Source organism: Pseudonocardia ammonioxydans (assembly GCF_900115005.1).
In the GTDB taxonomy this organism is placed as follows: domain Bacteria; phylum Actinomycetota; class Actinomycetes; order Mycobacteriales; family Pseudonocardiaceae; genus Pseudonocardia; species Pseudonocardia ammonioxydans.
The window spans coordinates 18,495-41,923 of the sequence record NZ_FOUY01000013.1 but is presented as its reverse complement, the minus strand read 5'-3'; the positions used below and the strand labels follow the sequence as shown (position 1 = coordinate 41,923).

The 23,429-nt window shown below is 74.4% G+C and carries 23 protein-coding genes; 14 read left to right on the top strand and 9 right to left on the bottom strand.

Features of this window, described 5'->3' with window-relative positions; genetic code table 11:
* The first annotated feature begins 4 nt into the window (after window positions 1-4).
* Both BM093_RS14345 and BM093_RS14340 read left to right on the top strand, forming a co-directional pair.
* Window positions 5-1,432 (top strand): aldehyde dehydrogenase family protein, encoded by a 1,428-nt coding sequence (locus tag BM093_RS14345; protein ID WP_093342907.1) that lies wholly within the window; start codon window positions 5-7, stop codon window positions 1,430-1,432.
* 48 nt (window positions 1,433-1,480) lie between these two features.
* Complete coding sequence (locus BM093_RS14340; protein WP_093342905.1) at window positions 1,481-1,933, top strand: GlcG/HbpS family heme-binding protein; 453 nt, start codon at window positions 1,481-1,483, stop codon at window positions 1,931-1,933.
* Between the two features lie 141 nt (window positions 1,934-2,074).
* Here the strand turns inward: BM093_RS14340 and BM093_RS14335 are convergent, their stop codons facing one another.
* Genes BM093_RS14335 through BM093_RS14325 form a run of 3 tightly spaced genes read right to left on the bottom strand, consistent with a single transcriptional unit; the run spans window position 2,075 to window position 5,533 of the window.
* Window positions 2,075-3,442, bottom strand: a complete 1,368-nt coding sequence (locus tag BM093_RS14335) for an MFS transporter (protein ID WP_093342902.1) — start codon at window positions 3,440-3,442, stop codon at window positions 2,075-2,077.
* Window positions 3,439-3,909, bottom strand: a complete 471-nt coding sequence (locus BM093_RS14330) for a RidA family protein (RefSeq protein ID WP_093342899.1) — start codon at window positions 3,907-3,909, stop codon at window positions 3,439-3,441. The genes BM093_RS14335 and BM093_RS14330 overlap by 4 nt, the downstream gene beginning before the upstream one ends.
* Window positions 3,902-5,533 carry a gamma-glutamyltransferase family protein gene (locus BM093_RS14325; protein WP_245773520.1) on the bottom strand — a complete coding sequence of 544 codons (1,632 nt, stop codon included), beginning with the start codon at window positions 5,531-5,533 and terminating at the stop codon, window positions 3,902-3,904. Before BM093_RS14325 ends, BM093_RS14330 begins: the two co-directional genes overlap by 8 nt.
* Window positions 5,534-5,759: 226 nt before the next feature.
* On the opposite strand from BM093_RS14325, the gene BM093_RS14320 reads away from it, so the two are divergent.
* The 7 genes from BM093_RS14320 (at window position 5,760) to BM093_RS35950 (ending at window position 12,154) form a co-directional block, all read left to right on the top strand.
* Window positions 5,760-7,418 carry a hypothetical protein gene (locus BM093_RS14320; RefSeq protein ID WP_093342896.1) on the top strand — a complete coding sequence of 553 codons (1,659 nt, stop codon included), beginning with the start codon at window positions 5,760-5,762 and terminating at the stop codon, window positions 7,416-7,418.
* A gap of 268 nt (window positions 7,419-7,686) precedes the next feature.
* Window positions 7,687-8,427: an iron-containing redox enzyme family protein gene (locus tag BM093_RS14315; RefSeq protein ID WP_177238475.1), complete on the top strand. Its 741-nt coding sequence runs from the start codon at window positions 7,687-7,689 to the stop codon at window positions 8,425-8,427.
* A 63-nt stretch (window positions 8,428-8,490) separates the two neighbouring features.
* Window positions 8,491-8,832 carry a Rieske (2Fe-2S) protein gene (locus BM093_RS14310; RefSeq protein ID WP_245773519.1) on the top strand — a complete coding sequence of 114 codons (342 nt, stop codon included), beginning with the start codon at window positions 8,491-8,493 and terminating at the stop codon, window positions 8,830-8,832.
* Window positions 8,832-10,058 carry an NAD(P)/FAD-dependent oxidoreductase gene (locus BM093_RS14305; protein ID WP_093342893.1) on the top strand — a complete coding sequence of 409 codons (1,227 nt, stop codon included), beginning with the start codon at window positions 8,832-8,834 and terminating at the stop codon, window positions 10,056-10,058. Before BM093_RS14310 ends, BM093_RS14305 begins: the two co-directional genes overlap by 1 nt.
* A gap of 8 nt (window positions 10,059-10,066) precedes the next feature.
* A complete protein-coding gene (locus tag BM093_RS14300) occupies window positions 10,067-10,444 on the top strand; it encodes a Rieske (2Fe-2S) protein (protein ID WP_093342890.1) in 378 nt (125 codons plus the stop codon).
* A 114-nt stretch (window positions 10,445-10,558) separates the two neighbouring features.
* Window positions 10,559-11,791, top strand: coding sequence for an MFS transporter (locus BM093_RS14295; RefSeq protein ID WP_218162769.1), 1,233 nt, complete (start codon window positions 10,559-10,561; stop codon window positions 11,789-11,791).
* 111 nt (window positions 11,792-11,902) lie between these two features.
* Window positions 11,903-12,154, top strand: a complete 252-nt coding sequence (locus tag BM093_RS35950; RefSeq protein WP_177238474.1) for a hypothetical protein — start codon at window positions 11,903-11,905, stop codon at window positions 12,152-12,154.
* A gap of 11 nt (window positions 12,155-12,165) precedes the next feature.
* Here BM093_RS35950 and BM093_RS14285 read toward each other — a convergent pair whose 3' ends face one another.
* Together BM093_RS14285 and BM093_RS14280 are read right to left on the bottom strand one after the other, a co-directional pair.
* Complete coding sequence (locus BM093_RS14285; RefSeq protein ID WP_218162768.1) at window positions 12,166-13,281, bottom strand: winged helix DNA-binding domain-containing protein; 1,116 nt, start codon at window positions 13,279-13,281, stop codon at window positions 12,166-12,168.
* A gap of 59 nt (window positions 13,282-13,340) precedes the next feature.
* Window positions 13,341-14,375, bottom strand: coding sequence for an FUSC family protein (locus BM093_RS14280; RefSeq protein WP_093342881.1), 1,035 nt, complete (start codon window positions 14,373-14,375; stop codon window positions 13,341-13,343).
* Window positions 14,376-14,429: 54 nt separating this feature from the next.
* On the opposite strand from BM093_RS14280, the gene BM093_RS14275 reads away from it, so the two are divergent.
* Entirely contained in the window at window positions 14,430-14,915 is a 486-nt protein-coding gene (locus BM093_RS14275) for a MarR family winged helix-turn-helix transcriptional regulator (protein WP_093342878.1), read from the top strand.
* 123 nt (window positions 14,916-15,038) lie between these two features.
* On the opposite strand, the gene BM093_RS14270 is transcribed toward BM093_RS14275, so the two are convergent.
* Genes BM093_RS14270 through BM093_RS14260 form a run of 3 tightly spaced genes read right to left on the bottom strand, consistent with a single transcriptional unit; the run spans window position 15,039 to window position 18,667 of the window.
* On the bottom strand, window positions 15,039-16,259 hold the full coding sequence (locus BM093_RS14270; RefSeq protein WP_093342875.1) for an aminopeptidase P family protein: 1,221 nt from the start codon (window positions 16,257-16,259) through the stop codon (window positions 15,039-15,041).
* A 43-nt stretch (window positions 16,260-16,302) separates the two neighbouring features.
* On the bottom strand, window positions 16,303-17,190 hold the full coding sequence (locus BM093_RS14265; RefSeq protein ID WP_218162767.1) for a polysaccharide deacetylase family protein: 888 nt from the start codon (window positions 17,188-17,190) through the stop codon (window positions 16,303-16,305).
* Window positions 17,191-17,197: 7 nt separating this feature from the next.
* Window positions 17,198-18,667 (bottom strand): purine-cytosine permease family protein, encoded by a 1,470-nt coding sequence (locus BM093_RS14260; RefSeq protein ID WP_093342868.1) that lies wholly within the window; start codon window positions 18,665-18,667, stop codon window positions 17,198-17,200.
* 134 nt (window positions 18,668-18,801) lie between these two features.
* Between BM093_RS14260 and BM093_RS14255 the strand changes: the two genes are divergently transcribed.
* Window positions 18,802-20,352, top strand: a complete 1,551-nt coding sequence (locus tag BM093_RS14255) for a PucR family transcriptional regulator (protein ID WP_177238473.1) — start codon at window positions 18,802-18,804, stop codon at window positions 20,350-20,352.
* Here BM093_RS14255 and BM093_RS14250 read toward each other — a convergent pair.
* Window positions 20,321-20,998, bottom strand: coding sequence for an FCD domain-containing protein (locus BM093_RS14250; protein ID WP_093342862.1), 678 nt, complete (start codon window positions 20,996-20,998; stop codon window positions 20,321-20,323). The genes BM093_RS14255 and BM093_RS14250 overlap by 32 nt on opposite strands.
* A gap of 133 nt (window positions 20,999-21,131) precedes the next feature.
* Between BM093_RS14250 and BM093_RS14245 the strand changes: the two genes are divergently transcribed.
* From BM093_RS14245 to BM093_RS14235, 3 genes are all read left to right on the top strand, one after another.
* Window positions 21,132-21,599, top strand: a complete 468-nt coding sequence (locus BM093_RS14245; RefSeq protein WP_093342859.1) for a hypothetical protein — start codon at window positions 21,132-21,134, stop codon at window positions 21,597-21,599.
* Between the two features lie 106 nt (window positions 21,600-21,705).
* Window positions 21,706-22,002, top strand: a complete 297-nt coding sequence (locus BM093_RS14240; protein WP_093342857.1) for a YrhK family protein — start codon at window positions 21,706-21,708, stop codon at window positions 22,000-22,002.
* Between the two features lie 53 nt (window positions 22,003-22,055).
* Window positions 22,056-23,402 carry an aspartate aminotransferase family protein gene (locus BM093_RS14235; RefSeq protein WP_093342853.1) on the top strand — a complete coding sequence of 449 codons (1,347 nt, stop codon included), beginning with the start codon at window positions 22,056-22,058 and terminating at the stop codon, window positions 23,400-23,402.
* Window positions 23,403-23,429: the final 27 nt, after the last annotated feature.

Below are 23,429 nucleotides of genomic sequence, written 5' to 3'. Positions count from 1 at the left end.
CTTCGTGCATCCCGCACCGACTCTCCCGGGCGAGGACGTCCGCGCGACCGAGTCGTGGACGACCGATCCGGCCCGCCCCAGCCGTTCCGTCAGCCGGTTCCGGCCCGCCACCGCCGTCGACGCGCGCGCCGCGGTCGATCGTGCCGCCGCGACCGGATGGGCCGACACCACCCCGGCCCGCCGGGCCGCGGTGCTCGGCGGGATCGCCGAGCAGCTCGAGGCCGACCGCGACGAGCTCGCCGACCTGATCACCCGGGAGGAGGGCAAACCGCTCGGTGCCGCCCGCGGCGAGGTCGGCAAGGCCGCCGAGCAGTTCCGGCTGGCCGCGCAGCTGGCGTTCCTGGTCGAGGGGACGACCTACCCGTCCGAGACCCCCGGCACGTTCGCCTACACCCTGCGCGGACCGCTCGGCGTGGTCGCCGCCGTCACCCCGTGGAACTTCCCGCTGTCGCTGGCCGCCCGCAAGATCGCGCCGGCGCTCGCGGCGGGCAACGCCGTCGTGTTCAAGCCCTCGCCGGTCACGGCCGGGACCGGTGAGCGGCTCGCCGCGGCGGCCACCGCGGCCGGGCTGCCCGACGACGCGATGCCCGTGCTGCACGGCCACGACCCGCAGGCGATGACCACGCTGCTCGCCGACCCGCGCGTCCGGGGGATCAGCTTCACCGGCTCCGACCAGGTGGGTGCGGCGATCCGCGCGCAGGCGCACGGCCAGGCCCGGCTGCAGCTCGAGCTCGGCGGCCGCAACTGCGCCGTGGTGTGCGCCGACGCCGACCTGGAGCGGGCGGCCACGGACATCGTGACCGGTGCGTTCGGGCTCACCGGGCAGGCGTGCACCTCCACCGACCGGGTCCTGGTCGCCCGGCCCGTGGCCGCCGAGCTGATGGGCCTGCTCGCCGAGCGGGTGCGGGCCCTGACCGTCGGCCCCGGCGACGACCCGGCGACGACGACCGGTCCGGTCGCCACCGCGGGACAGTTCCGGCGACTGGAGGCGCTGCGGGCGAGCGCGGTCGAGGCGGGCGCCCGGATCGTCGCCTCCGCGGGGGCCGTCACCGACCGCGATCCGGACGGCTTCTGGGTCCCGCCGACGCTGTTCACCGAGGTCCCCACCGGCCATCCCCTCGTCACCGACGAGGTGTTCGGCCCGTTCTGCACCGTGCTGCCGGTCGCCGGCGTCGACGAGGCCCTGGCCGTCCTCGACGACTCGACCCACGGCCTCGCGACCGCGGTGCACACCACCGACCTCGCCGTCGCCCACCGGTTCGCGGCCACCGCACCCTGCGGGATCGTCAAGATCAACGGCCCGACGACGGGCAACGGGGTCGCGCCGCCGTTCGGGGGCCTGCGGGCCTCGTCCGGTGGTGGCTTCCCGGAGGGCGGGCGCCAGGCCCTCGACTTCGTCACCGACGTCCGGACCGTCTACCTGACCCCCTGACCCTGACCCCCCGATTCCCGAGCACCACCCCGACCGGAGGAGAGACCCGTGCAGACCATCCACCGACTGACCCTCGAGGACGCGCTCGTCGTGCTGCGGGCGGCCGAGGCCGAGGCCGAGCGGATCGGCGTCCGCCAGACCATCTGTGTCGCCGACGACGGCGCCCACCCGATCGCGCTGCACCGCATGACGGGTGCCCGGCTGACCGGCGTCGAGATCGCCATCGCCAAGGCGTTCACCGCGGCCGGCCACCAGCGGGCCACCCACCTGTTCAACGAGGCGCCCAACGGCCCGGCGCTGCCGGGCAACGAGGCGTTCGGGATCCAGCACATGCACACCGGCCGGTTCGCCGTGTTCGTCGGCGGCTTCCCGCTGGTGCACGACGGCCAGGTCGTCGGCGCGGTGGGCATCAGCGGCGGCAACGGGGAGCAGGACAAGGCGGTCGGGGCGGCGGCGCTGAGCGCCTTCGAGGAGCTGGTCGCGGACGCGGTCCCCGCCTGATCGTCTCGGTCAGACGGGCCCCTCGCCGCCGGCGAGGGGCCCGTCGCGGTCCGGTCGAGTGGCCGGGCGCCGCACATGGTGCGGACGTGCCGCACCAGACCGGACCCGTGCGGCGACCACTGACCCGTGCGACGCGCAGGGTCAGCCGCGGACGCGGCCCGCGAAGCTGACACCCAGGGCGACCAGTGCCGACCCGGCACACACGAGCGCGACGACCACGGTCGCGGTCCGGTCGGACGGGCCGTCGCCGACGGCCAGGGCCACCACCACGCCCCCGAGCGCGGCACCGACGAAACGCAGGGAGTTGAACACCCCCAGTCCCGCCCCCGACCCGGCCAGCTGCGCCGACCGTGCGGCGCCGGTGGCCGCCGGGGTCTGGGTCAGGGCCATGCCGCAGCCGATCGCCGCACAGCCGGCGACGAGCGCGGGCAACGCCGAGGCCGTGCCGAGCACGACGGCCAGGGCGGCCTCGGCCGCGGCGAGCACGAGCAGCCCGCAGCGTAGTGCGAGGCGGGGGCTCCACCCCTCGGTCAGCCGGCCGACGACCGGCGCGAGCACGGTCATCACGACCGGCACGGCGACGACCAGCAGGCCGGCGTCCCGGGCCGGGATCCCGAACTCGGCGAGCAGGAACAGCGGGACGGCCAGCAGGGTCGCGGTCAGACACATCATTTGGACCAGCGCCGCCACCGCCGAGCGCGCGAACCGGGCGTCGCCGAACAGACCGAGCGGGACGAACGGGCGGGTGGCCCGCCGCTCGACCAGCACGAACATGACCAGCGAGGCCAGCCCCGCGCCGAAGCCGCCCCACGTCACGGCGGCTGCGGGGCCGACCGCGCCGAGTGCCGCGGCACCGAGGAGCACGCCGACCGTGCCGAGGGTGAGGGTGAGGGCACCGGCCCACTCCAGCCGGACGGCGCGCGGCTCGTCGCGGGGGAGCCCGCGTAGCGCACCGGCGAACGCCACGAGCGCGAAGGGGACGATCACCGCGAAGACCGACCGCCAGCCGGTCGCGTCCGCCAGGAACCCGCCGAGGGTCGGTCCGGCCGCCTGACCGGCGCCGTTGGCCGCCGCCCACCACGACACCGCGCGGCCACGGTGCTCCGGTGTGGCGGCCGCGGTCAGCAGCGCCAGCACCGTCGGCAGCACGAGCGCGCCGGAGAAGCCCTGCACCGCGCGGAACGCGACGAGCAGCGGCAGGCTCGGGGCGAGGGCGGCACCCGTCGCGCCGGCGGCGACCCCGATCATCGAGATCAGGAAGAGCCGCCGCCGGCCGAGCCGGTCACCCAGCCACCCGGCGAACGGGAGCATCGCCGCGCAGGTCAGGTTGAACGCGACCACCACGAGTGTCCCGGCGGTCAGCGGAGCCCCGAGGTCGGTGACGATGGCCGTGAGCGGCACCGTGACCAGGGTGTTCGCGATCGTGCTCGCGAACGTCCCGAGCACCAGGAACCCGGTGGCCGGTCCGAGCCGGCCGCCGGTCCGGACGGCGTCGACCGTGCCGGTCACCGCGGGCCCGCCGGCGCGAGCGCGGCGACGAGCTCGACCTCGACCGGGGCACCGCCGGGCAGCGCGAGCGCGCCGACGGCGGCCCGCACCGGCAGGAGGTCCGGGCCGAAGACCTGAGCGAGCACGGCGGAGGCCCCGTCCGCGACGGTCGACTGTCCGGTGAAACCGGCCGAGCACGCCACCCACACCCTCATCCGCACCGGCCGGGTGAGGACCCGCCCGGCCGCCTCGGCGGCGGCCGTGCACGCCCGCAGCGCGTTGCGCACGGCGATCCCGGCGGCCTCTGCGGCCTCGGCGACCCCGACCGTGTCGCCCACCCGGCCGGTCACCAGCAGCCGGCCGTCCCGGCGGGGAGTCATCCCGGCGCTGTGGACGAGATCGCCGTCGACGACGGCCGCCACGTACCGCCCCTGGGGCACCGGCGGAGCCCCGGCCGCCACCGGCTCCACCGCCTCCTGCTCAGACACCGAGCGCCACCCCTTCCTGGCGGGAGTCCGACCCCGCCACCAGGCAGCCGCTGCGCTGGTCGACCGACACGACCTGGGCGCTCCCGCCCGCCCCGTGCCCGCCGACGTCGACGACCCGGTGCCCCCGCGCGGCCAGGCCGGCGAGGACCGCGGGCCCGAGCCGGTCCTCGCACCGCAGCTCCGCCGGGCTGCCCAGGTCACCGGCGTCGCTGCCCGGGAAGACCGAGAACCGGGGCGCGTCCACCGCGTCCTGCGGGCCCGCGCCGTGGTCGAGCAGGTGGGAGATCAGCTGGGCGTTCCACTGCACCTGGCCGTCGCCGCCGGGGGTGTTGCCGACGTGCTGCAGCCGGCCGCCGTCGTCGGTGACCAGCCAGGTGTTGAGCGTGTGCAGGGGGCGGCGGCGCGGCCGTACCTCGTTCGGATGTCCGGGCACGAGGTAGGCGCCCCGGGCGAGCCGGTTGTTGAGCACGATGCCGGTGCCCGGCACGGTCGTCCCGGCACCGAAGGTGAACGCCAGGGACGCGATCAGCCCGACCGCCCGCCCCTCGGCGTCGACGGCGACCATCGACGTCGTGTCCCCGCCGGCCCGGGCACCGGCCGGACCCGGCAGGTCCCCGGCCCGGATCCGTTCCCGGGCGTGGGCCAGTGCGGCCGGGTCGCCGGCCCGGGCGGGGACGGGGACGTCGGCTCCCGCCCGGTGATAGCGGTCGTCGAACGCGATGCGGGCGGCGCCGGCGAGCCGGTGGACGGCCTCGACGCCGAGCGGCGCCGGGGCGGTACCACCGGTGCGCAGCTCGCCGTCGCACATCGCCAGCTGGTCGAGCACCATCCAGCCCGGGGTCGGCAGCGGGGTCTGGAAGACGCGGTGGCCCGCGTACCGGCCCTCGAGCGGGGCCTGGGCCGGGACGTGCCCACTGGCGGCCCACTCGTCGCCGGTGAAGGGCGCACCGCCCGCGACCAGGGCCTCGACCGCCCGGTCCGCGAGGGAGCCGGTGTAGAGGGCGTCCGGGTCGCGGGCGAGGGTCGCGATCGACTCGGCGAGGCGGGGGTGGGCGAGGCGGGTCCCGACGGCCGGTGCCCGGCCGTCGCGGAGCAGGGCGGCGGCCGTGTCCGGGTCCGCGGCCAGCCGGTCGCGGTGGCGGCCGATGTCGTCGCGGGTCCGCGCCGTGCACGGCAGCCCGGCGGCGGCGATCCGGACCGCGGGCTGCCACAGCTCAGGCAGGGGCCGGGTTGCGCCCGCGACGTGCAGCGCGGCGAGCGCGGCGACCGCTCCCGGTGCGGTGACCGACAACGGTCCGTACCGGGGCAGCGTCGTCGCGGCGCCGTAGCGGTCCGGGGTGCCGCCGTCCGGACCGAAGCCGCTGCCGCAGAACGCACGTACCTCGCCGTCGGCCTCGCGGACCAGCGCGAACGCGTCCCCGCCGACCCCGCACTGCCCCGGCAGCGCCAGCCAGGCGACGGCGGCCATCGCCAGCGCCGCGTCGACGGCGTTGCCGCCCGAGGCCAGTACCTCGGCCCCGGCACGGCTGATCGCCGGATGGCTGGCGGACACCATGCCGTCGGCGCCGAGCGCCGGTACGCGGGCGGACACGGGGAACGGGGACGCGGGTGCGAGGACGGTCATGCGAGGCACGATCCACTCCGGTGCTCTGTGCCGCCTACGTGAAACCTGCACAGAACCGAGCCCTCGACGAGGGCACTGTGTCGGCACGGCGTCGTCACGGCACCTTGCACAATCGGTGACCGCAGGGCTGTGCACTGTTGGCCTGGCCCACCGGTCGGGGGAGTGTGAGTGTGTTCCGCCACACCACCACACACACCGCCGTGTGCTCGGCGGGAAGGAGGCAGCGGTGGCTCTGACTGCTGCGCACTGGGTCTATCTGGGCGGCGTAATCCTGATCCTCGGCACGATGATCGCCCGGAGGAACGTCCTGGTACCGGCCCTGCTGGCGACGGTCGCGACGGCCTGGACCGTGACGGCCGACCCGATCGTCGCCGTCCAGGCCATCTTCAACGCCACGTTGACCGCGGCGGCCGAACTGTTCAACATCTTCCTGATCATCGCGATGGTGACGGCCCTGCTCGGCGCGCTCCGGGCGATGCGCGCCGACCAGCGCATGGTCACCCCGTTCCAGAAGGTGATGCGCGGCGGCTGGTCCGCCTGGACCGTGCTGATCGTGGTCACGTTCGTGGTCAGCCTGTTCTTCTGGCCGACGCCCGCGGTCCCGTTGATCGGCGCGATCCTGGTGCCGGCCGCGATCCGGGCCGGGCTCCCAGCGATGGGGGCCGCCATGGCGATCGCGGTGGCCGGCCAGGGCATGGCGCTGTCCAGCGACTACGTCATGCAGGTGGCACCGGGCCTCTCCGCGACCGCGGCCGGGACCGATCCGGGCCGGGTCGCCGACGTCGCACTCGTCCTCTCGATCGTCACCGGGATCACCGCGCTCGCGATCATGGGGGCGCTGCTGGCCCGGCACATGCGGGCACCCTCGGACGCGCACCTCGAGGAGTGGGAGTCCGGTGTCGTCGTCGGGCCGCGGCCCTCGGCCGGGCTGGTCCGCCGGCTGCGGCTGCGCCTGCTCGGTGCACGAGAGGCCGGCGGCAGCGGGGCCGAGCCGATCGCCGTGACCGAGCAGGTCGAGGAACGGGTCGCGGTCGGCGCGGCGGTGGGTGGCGGGCCCCGGACCGGGGAGAGCGACGCGAACGGTGCGGCGCCACCGCCGTCGGGTGGGTCCGGGGACGTTCCGGACCGCGACGCGGAGCCGGCCGGGCGGGACACCGTGCCCCAGGACCCGCGCACCGAGCGGCTGGCGAGGGTCTTCGCCGTCGCGGTTCCGGTGACGTTCGGATTGATGATCGTCTATCTGGTGCTCGGCGAGCTGTCGCTCGTGCCGCCGGTCGAGAGCGGCTCCGCCGCGGCGCTGGTCGGCGGGCTCGCGGTCGTGCTCGCCGTGCTGGCCTGCATCGCGCTCGACGGCCCCCGGGCCGCGCTGTCCTCGGTCGGGGAGCACGTCACCGACGGGCTGGTCTTCGCGTTCCGGGCGATGGGTGCGGTCCTGCCGATCGCCGGGTTCTTCTTCATGGGGAACTCCGACTTCGCGGGCGAGATCCTGGGGCTGCCCGACGACGCGCAGGCACCGTCGCTGTTGCTCGACCTCGTCGTGTCCGCGCAGCACCTCATCCCGGACAACCCCGTCGTCATGTGTTTCGGAGTGCTGATCGTCGGGCTGCTCGGCGGGCTCGACGGCTCCGGCTTCTCCGGGCTGCCGATGACCGGTTCGCTCGCCGGTGCACTGGGACCGACGGTCGGCGTGGACCCGGCGACGCTGGCCGCCGTCGGGCAGATGGGCTCGATCTGGGCCGGCGGCGGCGTCCTCGTCGCCTGGTCGTCACTGCTGGTCGTCGCCGGGGTGACCCGCGTGCCCGTCATCGAGCTCGCCCGCCGGTGCTTCCTGCCGGTGATGGCCGGGCTGGCGGTCTCGACGCTGGTGGCCGCGACCTTCTTCTGACCCCTCACGGCACGTCCACGGCCCCGGACCCGCAGGCGCCCGCCTGCGGGTCCGGGGCCGTCGTCGTCGCTGTCGTCGTCTCCGTCGTCGCCCCCTGTGCCACCGGGACGCACCGGGTGCGAAGTGCTGCAAGAACGCATCGATCGTTGTGCGCAATGACCGGCGATCCGGCGTGCCGGCCCGCATAACGTCGAGGTCACCGGGTCGGAGGCAGACCCTTCGGCCGGTTCACCCGACACCGAACACCCACTCCTCTGGAGGGTTCGCCATGACCCTGACCGTCGACGAGACCACCGGGACACCCGCCCCGGGGATGCTGTCCCGGGAGGACTTCCGGGCCGCCCTGGAGGACGCGATCAAGGGCCGCGAGGCGAAGAACGCCTCGTTCTCGAAGGCCTGGGCGGACGGCACGCTGACCCGCGAGCACTTCAGCCGCTGGGCCGAGAACCACTACCACTACGTCGGGCCGTTCGCCGACTACCTCGGCTACATCTACGGCAACACCCCCGACCACTGCACCGACGCCAAGGACTTCACCCTCCAGAACATGTACGAGGAGGAGCTCGCCGACATCCGGCACACCGACCTCCTCATCCGGTTCGGCGAGGCGTGCGGGACCAGCCGGGAGCGGATCGAGAACCCGGACAACATGAACGCGGTCACCCGCGGTCTGCAGTCCTGGTGCTACGCGGTCGCGATGCGCGAGCACTTCGTGGTCGCCACCGCCGCGCTGGTCGTCGGCCTCGAGTCGCAGGTGCCGAGCATCTACAAGAAGCAGATCGTGCCGCTGCGCGAGGCCTACGGCTTCACCGAGGACGAGATCGAGTTCTTCGACCTGCACATCACCTCGGACGAGGTGCACGGCGAGCGGGGCTTCCAGATCGTGCTCGACCACGCCGACACCCCGGAACTGCAGCAGCGTTGCCTGCAGTTCGTGCGCTGGGGCGCGGAGATGCGCTTCTCCTACACCCGCGCGCTCTACGACACCTACGTCGCGCCCACCCTCTGACCGCCCCGCCGCGGCGGGTGCCCGACCGCACCCGCCGCGGCCCGACGCCAGGGAGGAGGGCTCGTGACCGACACCGACACCACCCACTGGATCGCCACCGTCCGCTACGCCGACCTCGCGCGCCGGCGCCGGACCCGGGTCGAGCTCGGCGACCGCGCCGTCGCGCTGTTCCTCGTCGGCGACCGGGTCTTCGCCTTCGACGACGTCTGCGTCCACAAGGGACGGTCGTTGGCCCGTGGCGTCGTCTGGCAGGGCCGGGTCGTGTGCCCGGCCCACCAGTGGGCGTTCGATCCCGAGACCGGCCGGGCCGAGGGGCGCGACGAGTGCCAGCCGGTGCACGACGTCCGGATCGTCGACGGCGTGGTGCACGTCGACCCCCGGCCCCGCAGCCACGAGGAGATCTGATGCCCGACCTACCCCGCAGCCTGGTCACCGTGGGTGCCGGCCAGGCCGCCGTCGCTGCGGTGCGGATGTTGCGCCGCCGGGGCTTCGACGGCCCGGTGACCGTCCTGTCCGACGAGCCCCATCTGCCCTACCAGCGTCCGCCGCTGTCGAAGGACTTCCTGACCGGCGAGTCCGGCTCCGCCGACCTGGTGCTGCTCGACGAGGCCTGGGCCGCCGCGAATGACGTCGTGCTGCGGCCCGGCAGTGCGGCGGCGGCCGTCGCCCCGGGCGAGGTGGTGCTCGCCGACGGCTCCCGGATCGACGCGGACGCTGTCCTGCTCGCCACCGGCGTCCGGGCCCGCACCCTGCCGGGCCTCGCCGGCGAGCGCGTCCTGCACCTGCGCACCGTCGCCGACGCCACCCGGCTGCGCGACGCGCTGCCGGCGGTCGAGCGGCTCGCCGTCGTCGGCGGCGGGCTGATCGGCGCCGAGGTGGCGTCCTCGGCCCGTGCGCGGGGGATCGACGTGACCGTCCTGGAGGCCGGGCAGCTGCCGATGCTCGGGCAGCTCGGCCCGGGCATGGCCGGGTTCTGCGCGGACCTGGCCCGCGACCACGGGGTGGACCTGCGGTGCGGGCAGGAGATCGGGTCGATCGAGGAGACCGCGGACGGGGTCGTGATCCGCACGGCGGCCGGGCCCGTGGCGGCCGACCTGGTGGTCGTCGCCGTCGGGTCGGTGCCGAACGACGAACTGGCCCGGGCCGCCGGCATCGCCACCGACCCGGTCCGCGGCGGCATCGTCGTCGACGACGCCTGCCGCACCTCCGCTCCGGGGGTCTTCGCCGCGGGGGACGTCGCGACCCGCGCCGCGGGGGAGGGGTACCTGCGCATCGAACACGTCGACAACGCCACGACCCAGGGCGGGACGGTGGCACGGGCACTGCTCGGCAAGCCGACCCCGCCCGCCGAGGCGCCGTGGTTCTGGTCCGACCAGTACGACCTCAACCTCCAGTTCGTCGGCCACGCCCCCGCCGACGCCGAGATCGTGATCCGCGGCAGCGTCACCGAGCGGGACTTCACCGCCTTCTACCTGGCCGACGGCTGCGTCCGTGCGGCCTTCGCCGTCGAACGCGGGGGCGACGTCCCCGCGGCCCGCCGGCTCCTCGCGCTCGGGACCCCGGTCCCGCGCGAGGCCCTGGCCGACGACGACCAGGACCTCTTCGACCTGCTCGACAGCATCACCGCCTAGGAGTCATCGTGGAGTTCCACAAGATCGCCCGTTCCGGCCAGATCCCCGAGGGGGTCGTGCGCAGGTTCTTCGCCGGTGAGGTCGAGGTCGCGCTCTCGCGTTCCGACGGCGAGGTCCACGCGACCTCCAACTACTGCAGCCATCTGGACTGCCTGCTCTCCAGCGGCAAGGTGACCGACGAGGGTCTGCTGTGCTCCTGTCACGGCAGCGTGTTCGACTACGCCTCCGGTGAGCCGTTGTGCCCGCCGGCGACCCGCCCGATCACCGTGTTCCCGGTGCGGGAGGAGGACGGGCACGTCTACGTCGGCGTCGACGCCGAGCTCGCGGAGGCCGCCATGCGTCGCCGCGCGGTCGGGGCACGGCGGCTCGGGGACACCGCGTCCTGAGCGGTGGAGCGACGCACGTCGGTCGTCGCGGTCCACGTCCTGTCCTGATCGCGGGAACTTGTCCTTGCTCACGACCGGGTGCCGCGGAGCGCGGCGGACGCCAGCATGGACCCGGTGTCCACGACGCATCCCACCCCCACCCGCCGGGCCGTCGCCCCCGCACTGCTGATCACCGCGATCGTCCTGCTGGCGTTGAACCTGCGCGGGCCGATCGTGGCGGTCTCCGCGGTGACCGGCGACATCCAGGCCGACCTGGGGATCGACGCGGCGACCGCCGGCCTGCTGACCAGCCTGCCGGTGCTCTGCTTCGGTCTCGCGACGCCGGCGGCGTCGGCGTTGCTGGCCCGGACCGGGCTCGGGCGGGGTGTGCTGGTCGCGCTGGCGGTGCTCGCCGCGGGCATCGTCCTGAGATCGGTCGGGGGCCTCGGCACGGCGGTCGCGGGGACGCTGCTGATCGGCGCCGCGGTGACCGTCGGGAACGTCGCGGTACCCGTGATCATCGGCCGGGACCTGTCGCGCCGGGCCGGGCCGGTGCTCGGGCTCTACACCGCGACGCTCAACGTCGGCTCGATGGCGACCCTCTCGCTGACCGCGCCGATCGCGGGTGCCACCGACTGGCGGTTCGCGCTGGCGGTGTGGGGCGGGCTGGCCGTGGTGGCCGGGCTGTCGTGGTGGCTCGCGACCCGCCACCTGCCCGACGACGACGGTGACGCGGCCGGCACCCGTCCGGCCGGGGAGACGACCGGGCCGGTCTGGTGGCGGCGACCGGTTGTCTGGGGACTGACGGTCGCGTTCGCCGGCCAGGCCTTCGCCTACTACGGCGTCACGGCCTGGCTACCGGTGCTGCTGACCGACGAGCTCGGCATGACCCCGGAGGGCGCCGGGGTCGCCGCGTCGCTGTTCCAGATCTCGGCGATCGCGGGCGCGTTCGGTGTCCCGGTCCTGCTGCGGGTCTGCCCCGCGCCGTGGATGCCGATGGCGCTCGTGGGCGTCGTCTGGACCGCGCTGCCGCTCGGGCTGCTCCTCGCACCGGGATCGTGGCCGGTGTGGTCGATGCTGGGCGGCGCGGCCCAGGGCGGCGGCATCACGGTGATCTTCGCGCTGGTGGTGCGCCGGGCCCGGGACCTGACCGAGAACCGCCGGATGTCGGCGCTGGTGCAGGGCGGCGGCTACCTGGTGGCCGCCACTGCACCGCTGGTGGTGGGGGCGGCGTACGAGCGCACCGGCGGGTGGGAGGTGCCGCTGCTGGTCGTGCTCGTCGCGCTGCTGGTGCTGCTCGTGGTCGGGACCGTGTCGGCGGTGACTCGCCCCACCGGGCCGGAGGCCGTGCGGGTCTCCGCGGGCTGACCAGGGCCGATGCCCCCGGCCCGGGCTGTTCGCGGGGCGTTGCACCGTTCGATCGGCCCCGGCCTCCTCGGGTGTCACCGGGTGTTCATCCGGCCGGGGAAAGTGGGGTTCGTGAACCTTGTCGTGACCGGTACGGAGCCGCAGCAACGTGTGTCCCGGGGACGGGCCGAGGCGGTGCTGTCGGTGAGCGACCGCCTGGTCGCCGAGTTCGAGGGCCGGGTCACCCGGCCGGTCGTGACCGGGGTGACGGCGCGCTGCGCGCAGCAGCTGCAGGGCCAGGGCCTGCCGGAGGCCGCCCTGCCCGAGCTGCTCGAACGTCTCGCCCGCGCCGACCTGGTGGATCTCCTGGCCGAGGCCTGCTGAGTGCGAGCCGGTCAGCACGGGGACGCGTGGACCCGCACGCGCAGGCTCTCCCCACCGGAGAGGAACGCGGCCAGTTCCCGGCCCTCCTCGGCGACCGCGCCCCGCTCGGCCCGGGTGAACCGGCGCAGCGGTGTGACGACGACCGTGCCGTCGTCGACGGTCCAGGTCGCGGCGACCCGTCCGTCGACGAGCACGACCCGTGCCCCGGCCACCGACAGCCCCCGGTGCTCGGTGTCGATGATGCGGCTGCGGTCGTGGTAGCCGAGGATCGCGTTGTCGAACGCCGGCAGGTACCGCACCGGAGCAGGCGTGTCGGGGTCCGGGCGCGGTGCGTCCGGCAGGTCGAGCAGTTCGCGTCCGCGGTCGTCGCGGAACGTCACGAGCTCGTCGCGCACGGCCGCCACGGCCGCGGGGAGCCCGGCGAGACCGGACCACGCCCGCACGTCGGCCGTCGCGGCCGGCCCGAACGCCGCGAGGTGGCGGCGGACCAGCGCCCGACCGGCCGCGTCGGCTGCGTCGGCTGCGTCGGGATCGTGCTCGCCCGACCAGGTCACCAGCAGCGCGTAGCGCGCCGGGCCGGTACTGCGCCACAGCCCGCGCGGCGGCACCTGCACCATCGGCACCAGCGCCACCGCGGTCTGCCCGAGGACCCGTGGGTCCGGGCCTGGCCACCGGGCCGCCAACGCCCGGCCGATCTCCCCGGCGGTGCGCGTCGTGTCACCGGCGAGCTGCGCGCGCGTGGCCTCCGCGAGCGCGTCGAGGTCGACCCCGGCGAGTTCGCGGCGTGCCGCGCCGAGCATCCGCTGCCGCAGCATCGCCTGGTGCCGTGGGCGCCAGGCCTGCGCGTCCGCGGCGGTCACCAGGTGCACCGTCCCGCGCATCAGATGGATGCGCACCACCTGGCGTGCGGCAAGCAGCTCCGACAACGCGGCCGGGTCGAACCCGCGCAGCCGCGACCACAGGCCGGTGAACGGTTCCTGCGGTTCCTGGGCCTGCAGGCCGCCGAGGTGGGCGACGGTGTCGAGCACGCCGGCCGCGGAGCGCTCGAGCAGGCGCTGGCGGGCGAGGGCGGCGCGGTTGAGTGCCCGGGCGCTCAACCGGGGCGTCGTGGTGCGGGTGGTGGACACGGGGCCACGGTCGCACCCGATGCGGTCGGTTCCTGTCCGCGATCCGGAGGTCGGGCAGGTCAGGGTGCCGGGTCGGGAGCCCGCCGGTACCGCTCGGTGGTGATCCGGACGCCGAGCACGAGCAGCGCGACGACGACCCCGATCGAGGTCGACAGCAGCCGGTCGAGCAGCAACGCTCCCGCCGGACCGGGGTGCGTGAGGTGCGAGACCAACAGCGCCAGCGGTGTGATGAACAGCAGTGCGACCGCGTAGTTGCGCAGCACCAGCAGCTCGGCGAGCCCCTGCAGCACGATCACCACCAGCACGACGCCCCACGTCGGCAGGTCGGGGGCGAGCAGGGCGGCGGCGACGGCGAGGCCGGCGACCGTCCCGCCGATCCGCATGACGGCACGTACCACCTGGCCGGTGGTCCCGGCGACGGTCAGCGGGACGACGGCCGCCACCAGCGCCCAGTAGTGGTGCTCGGTGCCGAGCGCGACGGTCAGCGGCACGGTCAGCAGGCAGGCCACGACGATGTCGGTGACCGGCCGCCGTGCCAGGGCCTCCCGGAACCCGGTCACCACCAGCGGCCTGCGCAGCGGGGAGTGCGAGGGCAGGAGCCGGCAGGCGCTGCCGACCAGGACCGCGAACAGCGCGGTCGCCGCCGTCGTCGCGACGGCCTGCACGCCCCAGCCCGCCGGCATCGGGGCCGAGCCGGCGAACGCGCCGGCGGCGAAGACGAAGAACAGCGGGCCGCGGGGCTTCCAGGCGATCATCTCGCCGGCCACGGTCGCCACGGCGGCGACGGCGATGACGACCAGCAGCGCCCCCCACGGCGCGGCCGGGAGGTGCGCGGCCGCCACGCCGAGCGCGACGCTCGCGGTGAGCCCGAGACCGCAGACGGCCTGCACTGCGCTACGGGCCGGCGCGGTCAGGTCGCGCGCGAAGATCGCCGTGAACGCGCCGAACGCCGCCGCGCCGACGAGGTCGATCCGGCCGGCCACGAGCAGCGTCAGCATCGGGACGGCGACCGAGATCGCACACCGCAGCGCGGGGCGGTGCGCCCCGTCGTGCGGCGCGAACCGGACCAGCTCGCGGGTCAGTACCTGCGGCACGCATACTCCTTTCACCAGTGAAGCACTATAGTTCACCGGTGAAAGGAGGTCACGATGAGCGGACGTGATGTCGTCGACACGATCCAGACCGCCTGGGCCGAGCGGTTCCCCGAGCTCGACACCGAGCCGGTCGCGGTCGTCGGGCGGATCTTGCGTGCCGCCCGCTTCCTGCAGGAGGCCGCGGACGAGCGGCTGGCCGGCGCGGGCCTCACCCGGACCGAGTTCGACGTGCTCAGCCAGCTCCGGCGCAGCGATGGCCCGCTACGTCCCGGCGAGCTCACCGCCGGTGTGGTCGGTTCCCCGGCGGCCACCACCAAGCGGCTGCACAAGCTGCTCGACGCCGGCCTGGTGCGGCGCGCGGCCGACCCGCAGGACGGGCGGGCCGCCCGGGTGTCGCTGACGCCGGCGGGGGAGCGGCTGGTCGACGAGCTCCTGCCGCGCCAGCTCGAGGCCGACGCGGCGCTGCTCGAGGTCCTGAGCCCGGACCAGCGCCGCTCGCTCGCGGCCCTGCTGCGGACCGCGCTGCTCCGCTGGGAGTAGACCCGCCCCGGCCGGCTCTGCGCGCTCGCCGACGCATCTGCCGCACAGGATCGGACCCGTGCGGCGGGCACCGGACCTGTGCGGCGGGCACCGGACCTGTGCGGCGCACGGTCGCCGAGCGGATCAGCCGCCGAGGATGTTGTGCTCCGGGCCGAACGGGAAGCCGGTGATGTTGCGCGCGCCGTTCTCCTCGATGACGAGGATGTCGTGCTCGCGGTACCCGCCCGCGCCGGGCCGACCCTCCGGGATCATGATCATCGGCTCCATCGAGACGACCATGCCGGGCTCGAGGACGGTCTCGATGTCCTCGCGCAGCTCGAGGCCGGCCTCGCGGCCGTAGTAGTGCGAGAGCACGCCGAAGGAGTGGCCGTAGCCGAACGTGCGGTTCGGGAGCAGGCCCTCGGCCTCATAGATCTCGTTCAGCTCGGCGGCGATGTCCTTGCACACCGCACCCGGCCGCAGCAGCTCCAGCCCGCGGCGGTGCACCCGGGTGTTGACCTCCCACAGCCGCAGGTGCTCGTCGCTGGGCCGGCCGAGGAACAGCGTGCGCTCCAGCGCGGTGTAGTAGCCCGCGATCATCGGGAAGCAGTTCAGCGACAGGATGTCGCCGCGCTGGACCCGCCGGGAGGTGGCCCAGTTGTGCGCGCCGTCGGTGTTGATCCCGGACTGGAACCAGACCCAGGTGTCGCGCAGCTCGGCGTGCGGGTAGGTGGCGGCGATCTCGCGCACCATGGCCTCGGTGCCGGCCAGGGCGACCTCGTACTCGGCCACCCCCTCGGCCACGGCGGCGGTGACCGCCGCCCCGCCGATGTCCGCGATCCGGGCCCCCCCGGTGATCAACGCGATCTCCTCGGGGGACTTGACCATCCGGTGTCGCATCACGGCCTGCGAGACGTCGACGAACTCGAAGTCCGGCAGGGCGTCGGCGAGCTGCCCGCGGGTGCGCATCGGCACCGTGTCGTCCTCGATGCCGAGCCGGCCGCGGGTCAGCCCGCCGTCGGCCAGCACGGTGCGGACGGCGTGGAAGTAGTTGTCGCGCTGCCAGTCGGTGTAGACGACGTTGTCGTGGGTGCTGCGCCGCCACGGCTGCCCGGCGTCGATGTTCGCCGAGATCGTGGTGTGCGCGTCCTGAGTGACGAGCAGCCCGTAGTTGCGCCCGAACGTCGTGTAGAGGAAGTCGCTGTAGTAGTTGATGTTCTGGTAGCTGGTGAACAGGACGGCGTCGAGCCCGCCGTCGGCCATGTGCTTGCGGAGCCGGCCCAGCCTCCGGTCCATCTCCTCGCGGGAGAACGTCGGGGTGACCTTCTCGCCGTTGTGGATGTCCTTCAGCCGTTCGAGCGTCACGGTGCTTCCCTTCGGATCGTGGATGTGCGTACGGGTGGGTGGGTCAGGGCTGCCCGGGTGCCCGGGTGGGGGCGGGCATCTCCGGGCGCAGGTGGGTGAACGTCGCGGTGCAGGTCGACCAGGCCTGCTCCGCGATCTCGGCCAGCGTCGTGACCCACATGCCCTCCAGGGCGGCGACGCGGCCGATCAGCTCGTCGAGGGCGTGCGCCCGTCCGGGCCGCCCGGAGAGGAACGGGTGGTTGGTCAGCACGAAGCACCCGCCCCAGCGGTGGTGCGCGGCGGCCTCGCGGTACCACATGCCGGTCGCCTTGTCCGGGTCCTCGATCACCCCGCTGCCGGTCCAGCCGGGGAAGAAGGCGTACTGCTCCCAGTCGTCGAGGGCCCAGTCGACCGGGATCTCGATCAGGTCGGCCCCCGCGGCGGCGGTGAACCGGTAGGGCCGGTCGCCGTCGAGCAGGCTGGAGTCGTAGCGGAAGCCGCGCTCGGCGAGCAGCTTCGGGGTGTGCCAGTTCATCTCCCACCAGGGAGCCCGGTACCCGGTCGGGACGACCCCGGCGACGTCGCGCAGCACGTCCAGGCCGCGGTCGAGCACGGCGAGCTCCTCGGCCTCGTCGAGGCCGAGCATGTTCTCGTGCAGGTAGCCGTGGTGGGCGATCTCGTGTCCGCGCTCGGCGATCGCCCGCACGGTGTCCGGGTAGAGCTCGGCGGTGTAGCCGGGGACGAAGAACGTCGCCCGCACGCCGTGGCCGTCGAGGATGTCGAGGATCCGCGGTACCGCGACCCGCGGCCCGTAGGACTGGTGCGACATGACCGACGTGCGGCGCGCCAGCGCCGGGTCGTGGGCCAGCGCGCACGACTCGGCGTCGACGTCGAAGGTGAACGCGGCGGCGGCGCGCACGCCGCTCGGCCAGGTGATCTCGAACTCGCTCATCATCCACTCACTGCTGGGTCGGGGTCGGCTCCGGGCGGGCCGCCCGGGCGGGGACGCCGGTCGTGGCCGGCGTGGTAGGGCGGCCGAGCACCAGGTAGGTCCCGGCCGAGACGAGGCCGCCGGCCAGCCAGGACAGGTCGAGGCCGCCGAGTGCGGTGGAGATCGGGCCCTGCAGCAGCGACGCCTCGCCGTGCAGGAACAGCCAGGTCGCGACGACACCTGCGGCGAAGGACACCAGGCCGGGGGTGTGGAACGCGGGGATGCGCCGCTCGGCGGGTTCGGCGAGCAGCCGGTCGGTGTCGACCGTGCCGCGCTCGAACACGAACCAGTGCACGAGCATCACCCCCGCCCAGGCGGCGATCCAGGCGACGATGCCGACCAGCCAGGTGTCGAGCACCGTCGCGAAGTCCTCGGCGTAGACGAAGAAGATCACCGCGACGAGTGCGACGACGCCGACCGCGAGGCTCAGCGCCCGGCGCGAGACCTTGATGTCCAGCGCCTGCACGGCCACCGAGAACGTGTAGATGTTGAGGATGTTGGTGGCGATCGGCCCGTGCACCACGAGGAGCAGGACCGGGATCGCGAGCGCCCCGAAGTTCTCGACGACGAGCTGGCCGGGGTCGATCGAGCCGTTGCGGGTGGCCAGCGACGCGCCCAGCACCCCGAGCCAGACGACCGGGATGAACTGCCCCAGGACGCTGGCGAGGTAGAGCCGGGAGCGCGGCATCGAGCGGCTGACGAAGCGGGAGTAGTCGGCGGCGTAGGTGAACCACGTGATGCCCCAGCCGATGCCGATCGCCGTCATCACCCCGGACATCGCCACGATCCGGTCGGTCCCGGTCAGGATCTCCCCGGGCGGGCCCTGGTAGCCCCAGTCGACGCCGATGAAGAACCACGCCGCCACCGACATGACGACCAGGACGACGATGGTGGGCGGGACCGTCCAGCGTTCGAAGCCGGCGATGGCGCGGTAGCCGGCCCACGAGATGGCGACCTGGATCGCCATGATCGCGGCGGCGACGCCGATCCGCCAGCCGGCGTTGGCGGCGAGCGGGTCGACCAGGCCGATCTTGCCGAACAGCGCCATCACCAGGTCGAGCACGATCCAGGTGTTGACCGCGCACCAGCCGATGGCCAGGCACGCCTGGATGGTCGCGGGGAGATACGCGCCGCGGCGGCCGAACGGGCCCCGGGACAGCACCATCCCGGTGACGCCGGTCTTCTGTCCGAGCAGGACGAAGACGCCGAAGCCGGCCATCCCGATCAGGTTCCCGGCGATCAGCACGATCAGGGTGTCCGAGAGGGACAGCCCGAGCTTGATCCCGAGGGCGCCCAGGACCCAGTTGATCGGGGCGATGTTGGCGCCGGCCCAGATCCAGAACTGGCCCGAGACGCTCGACGTCCGCTCGGAGTCGGGGACGCGCCGGGTCGCCTGTTCGAAGTCCGGGCCGGCGGCCGATCCGACCGGTGCGTCCATGGAGGTGTCCTTCCGGCTGGGGTTCCGTCGATTGCGTGTCAGAAGTCGATGCGTGTCGAGAAAGGGTGACGGAGGTGGTGGCCGGGCCAGAAGGTTCAGAATGTCCACTGATCATGCGAAGGAGGCGACATATCGTGCCGATCCCGTTGCGGGACGTGCTGGACGAGCCGTTACTGGCCGAGGCGGACCCGTGTGTGGTTGCCGGCGCCGGGAGCGGGGACGCCCTGGAGCGGGCGGTGAGCTGGGTGCACACCAGTGAGGTGCTGCACATCGCGACGTTGCTGCGCGGCGGTGAGCTGCTGCTGGTCGGCGGCGTCGTGCTCCGCGACGCCGACGCCGAGCGCCGGCGCCGCTACGTGCGCAACCTCGCCGCGCGGGCGGTCACGGCGCTGGCCGTCGAGTGCGGCACCGGGCTGGCGGGGATCCCGGCCGAGATGTGTGAGGTCGCCGACGAGGTCGGCCTGCCCCTGATCGAGCTCCGCCGGGTGGTCCGGTTCGTCGACCTGTGCCGGGCGGTGAACGGCCAGCTCGCCAACCGCTCGGTCCGCCGCCTGCAGGCCGGCGACCGCATCTCGCACGCGCTGGTCGAGGCGCTCTCCGGCGGCGCGGACCTCACCGAGCTGCTCGCGGTGCTCGCCGACCAGGTCGCCTCGGACGTCGAGCTGAACGGCCTCGACGGTGCGACCATCGCCTCGGCGGTCGCCCCGCAGGACCGCGACGGGCCCGGTCTCGGGGAGGGCGGGCTGTCCGCGCCGGTGGTCGTCAGCGGCCTGACGATGGCGGTGCTGACGATCAGCCCGCGCCGTGCGGCCGACGTGACGGTGCTCGAGGTGGCGCTGGAGAAGGCCCCGGAGGTGCTGGCCCTGGAGCTGCTGCGCAGCCGCCCGCCATCGGCCCTCGACCACGCGGCCCACGACCTGCTCGGGCTGGCGGTCGCCGGTGACCCGGACCCCGCCCGGTTCGCCGAGCTGGGGCACACGCTCGGGTTCGACCCGGACGCCGGTGTCGTCGCCCTCGTCGCCGACCTGCCCGCCCCGGCGTCGGCCGGCGCGGTCGAGGCGGTGCTCGGTACGCGGGCGCGCACGGTCGTGGCGCAGGTGCGGGACGGCCGGCTCCTCGGTGTCGTGGCGGTGCACGACGAGCCCGGCCGTGCCGCACTGCTCGACGACCTCGGACGGGGCATCCCCGCCGTCGACACGCGCGTCGTGGTCGGCCCGCTCGCGCACCGGCTGGCCGGGGTGCCCCGGTCGCTGCACGAGGCGCTGACGGTGCACGGCATCGACCGGGCCGGGCCGCAGGTCGTCGACAGCGCCGACTACGCCGTCGAGTCCCTGCTGCTCCGCCTCGACGACGACGCGGTCGCCGACTTCATCGCCGACCAGCTCGGCGACCTGCTCGACGACGCCCGGCGCGACCGGGGCCTGGTGTCGACGCTGAGCACCTACGTGCGGCACTGGGGGCGCAAGGTCGACACCGCGCGGGATCTGCATCTGGGCCGCCAAGGGCTCTACCGGAGACTGGACACGATCTTGGGGATCATCGGCCGGATCCGCCCGGGCTCGGCGCGGGTCGGGGCGGTCGTCGTCGCCACCGAGCTGGAGATCGCCCGGCGGCGGCTGGCGGGCTCCGGCGCCGGCCCGGTGCCCTCGCGGCTCAGCGGGCGGAACCGGCTGCCGCCTGCATGAGCATGAGGTGGGTGCCCCACACGTGTGTCGTCGCCGTCCGCCGCGCCTGCTCGGGCGTCCCCTCGGCGACGGCCCGCAGCACGTCACCGAGCTCGGTCAGGTGCGGTCGCACCGCGTCGAGGACGTCGCCGGTCGCCCGTGCCCGGCCCGCCCAGTCCCGGTGGGCGAGGGCGCACAGGTCGGGCAGGTCGGGGTCGGCCGGTCCGCCGCCCGCGATCCGGTAGAGCAGCGCGTGCACCTCGGCGTCGTGCCGGAACAGCCGGTCGGGGTCCGACTCGCCGCAGGCGGCCGTGGCCAGGAAGCTCGCCCGCTCGCGGAGCAGGTCGCGGTCCTCCGGGCCGGCGGCCGCGGCCGCACCGGCCGCCGCGGCCGGTTCCAGGACCAGTCGCGCCGCGGTGATCTGCTCGAGCCCCGCGGCCGTCGCGGTGCCCGCGGTGCGCGGCCACCGCACCGGGAGCCCGGCTTCGTCGAGCCGGTCGGCGGCCTGCTCGAAGGTGATCGCCCCGGACGCGAGGTCGGCGGCCGTCCGGACCCCGACCAGGGCCGCCCCGGACAGTGCGGCCGGGGCGTGGTCGCCGCCCCGCAGGCTCCGGTAGACGGTCTCGGCCGGCATCAGCCGCCGCTCCGGCTGCCGCGTGCTGCTCATGGGGCTCCTCCCGATCAAGATCCGCAGACTGACATATCAGAACTCATGTCAAAGAAATTCGGAAGGGGTACGACGGGGTTTCTCGGCCGGCGACCCGTCGGTTTGGTCACGGCCGGTCCGGGAAGTCCCGGTCGTGACCGATGAGCCGCAGCACGCCGACGAACCCGATCCCCTGCACCTGCGCCCGGAGGGCGTGTCCGACGACGCCGTCGCCGCGGTGGGGAAGATGAACGAGGCCGTCGAGATGATCGAGCGCGCCCGTGGCCACCTCTACGCGTTCCACCAGATGACCGGCTACGCCGACGAGCTGCTCGACGACGTCATCGACGGCCTGCGCCGCACCGGGCACCCGGAGGTGGCCGACCGGATCGACCAGGAGCTGATCGGCCTCAACGTCATCGCGGGCCGTTGGACGTTCCAGGTCGTCGAGGAGTACGACGACGGCTACTACCGCACGTTCTGCGACCTCGACACGGCTGTCCGCGACGCGGTCGTCGGAGGACGCCGGCACGTGATGGAGGCCGAGGCCAAGGAACGCCGCCGGACCCGCGGGCGGCCCGGGCACGCCGCGCGGCCGCGGGAGACCGACGACCCCCGCTGACAGCGTCCGGTCCCCGCGGGACTCCCCATGGGGCGGGCCCGTGCGCGATCCTCGGCGGCACGCAGTCGGTCACCGCGCAGCAGTACCGCCGAGCGAGGAGGCGTCCATGCCGGAACGGTCCGGGGACGGCACGACCGTCGTGTTCCACATCGGGCACGACGAGCTGGTCGTCCGGCAGCGCTACGAGGTCCTCAGTATCGTCAACGACCTGCTGATCGGGCTGTGGTTCGCCGTCGGCAGCGTCCTGTTCTTCTCCGACGCGACGGTGTTCTGGGGGACGTGGCTGTTCCTGGCCGGCAGCGTGCAGATGCTCGTCCGGCCGGCCATCCGGTTCTCCCGGCGCGTGCACCTGCGGCGGATCCACCCCGGTCACGGCTCGGGGGACGGGGCCTACGACTTCTGATCCGCCCCGACGGACGTCGCGCGCATCGGCCCCGTGTTCGTAGCGTCCGGTCGATGACGTCCTCGTGCACCGACGGGCCGGTACCCGGCCCTGCCCCCGACCGCCACCTCGTCCGTTACGCGGGCCGGGGCGGGTTCAGCCCCGGGATCGTCGATCGCGCCGCAGGCGCCTCGGTGTTCACCGAGGACGGCCGCGAGCTGCTCGACTTCACCTCCGGGCAGATGAGCGCGATCCTCGGTCACTCGCACCCGGAGATCGTCGCGTGCGTGCGCGAGCAGGTGGGACGGCTCGACCATCTCTACAGCGGGATGCTGTCGCGGCCGGTGGTGGACCTGGCCCGGCGGCTGGTGGAGACCATCCCGGTGCCGGCGGGGGAGACGCCGCTGGACAAGGTCCTGCTGCTGACCACCGGGGCGGAGTCGAACGAGGCCGCGATCCGGATGGCCAAGCTCGTCACGGGCGGCCACGAGATCGTCTCCTTCGCCCGGTCCTGGCACGGGATGACCCAGGCGGCCGCGAACGCGACCTACGTCGCCGGCCGCGGAGGCTACGGCCCGGCCGCGCCCGGCAACTTCGCCCTGCCGGTGCCGGACCGGTTCCGGCCCGCCCTGCTCGACGCCGACGGGAACCTCGACTGGCGCCGTCAGCTCGACCTCGGCTTCGACCTGATCGACGCCCAGTCCGTGGGCAGCCTCGCCGCCTGCCTGGTCGAGCCGATCCTGAGCTCCGGCGGCGTCGTCGACCTGCCGCCCGGCTACCTCGCCGCGCTGCGCGACAAGTGCCACGAGCGCGGCATGCTGCTGATCGTCGACGAGGCGCAGACCGGGCTGTGCCGCACCGGCGACTGGTACGCCTTCGAGCGGGACGGTGTCGTCCCGGACATCCTGACCCTGTCCAAGACCCTCGGGGCCGGGCTGCCGCTGGCCGCCGTGCTGACCGGCGCCGAGATCGAGCAGGCCGCCCACGAGCGCGGCTACCTGTTCTTCACCACCCACGTCAACGACCCGCTCCCGGCCGCGGTCGGCAACACCGTGCTGGACGTGCTGATCCGCGACCGGCTCGACGAGCGGGCCCGCGAGCTGGGCAGGCTCTTGCAGGACGGGTTGCGGGAGCTGGCCGGGCGGCACCCGGTGATCGGCGACGTCCGCGGGCGGGGCCTGCTGGTCGGGCTGGAGCTGGTCCCCGAACCCGGTGCCCCGGACGCCGACGCGCTCGGTGCCGCCGTCACCGCGCGCTGCGCCGAGCTCGGCCTGCACATGAACATCGTGCAGCTGCCGGGCATGGGCGGCACGTTCCGGATCGCGCCGCCGCTCACCGCCACCGATGCCGAGATCCGCCGTGGTCTGGAGATCCTCGACGAGGCTCTCGTCGCGGTGGCGCCGGGCGTCCCGGCACACTGAAGAACCGGCACACTGAAGAACCGGCAC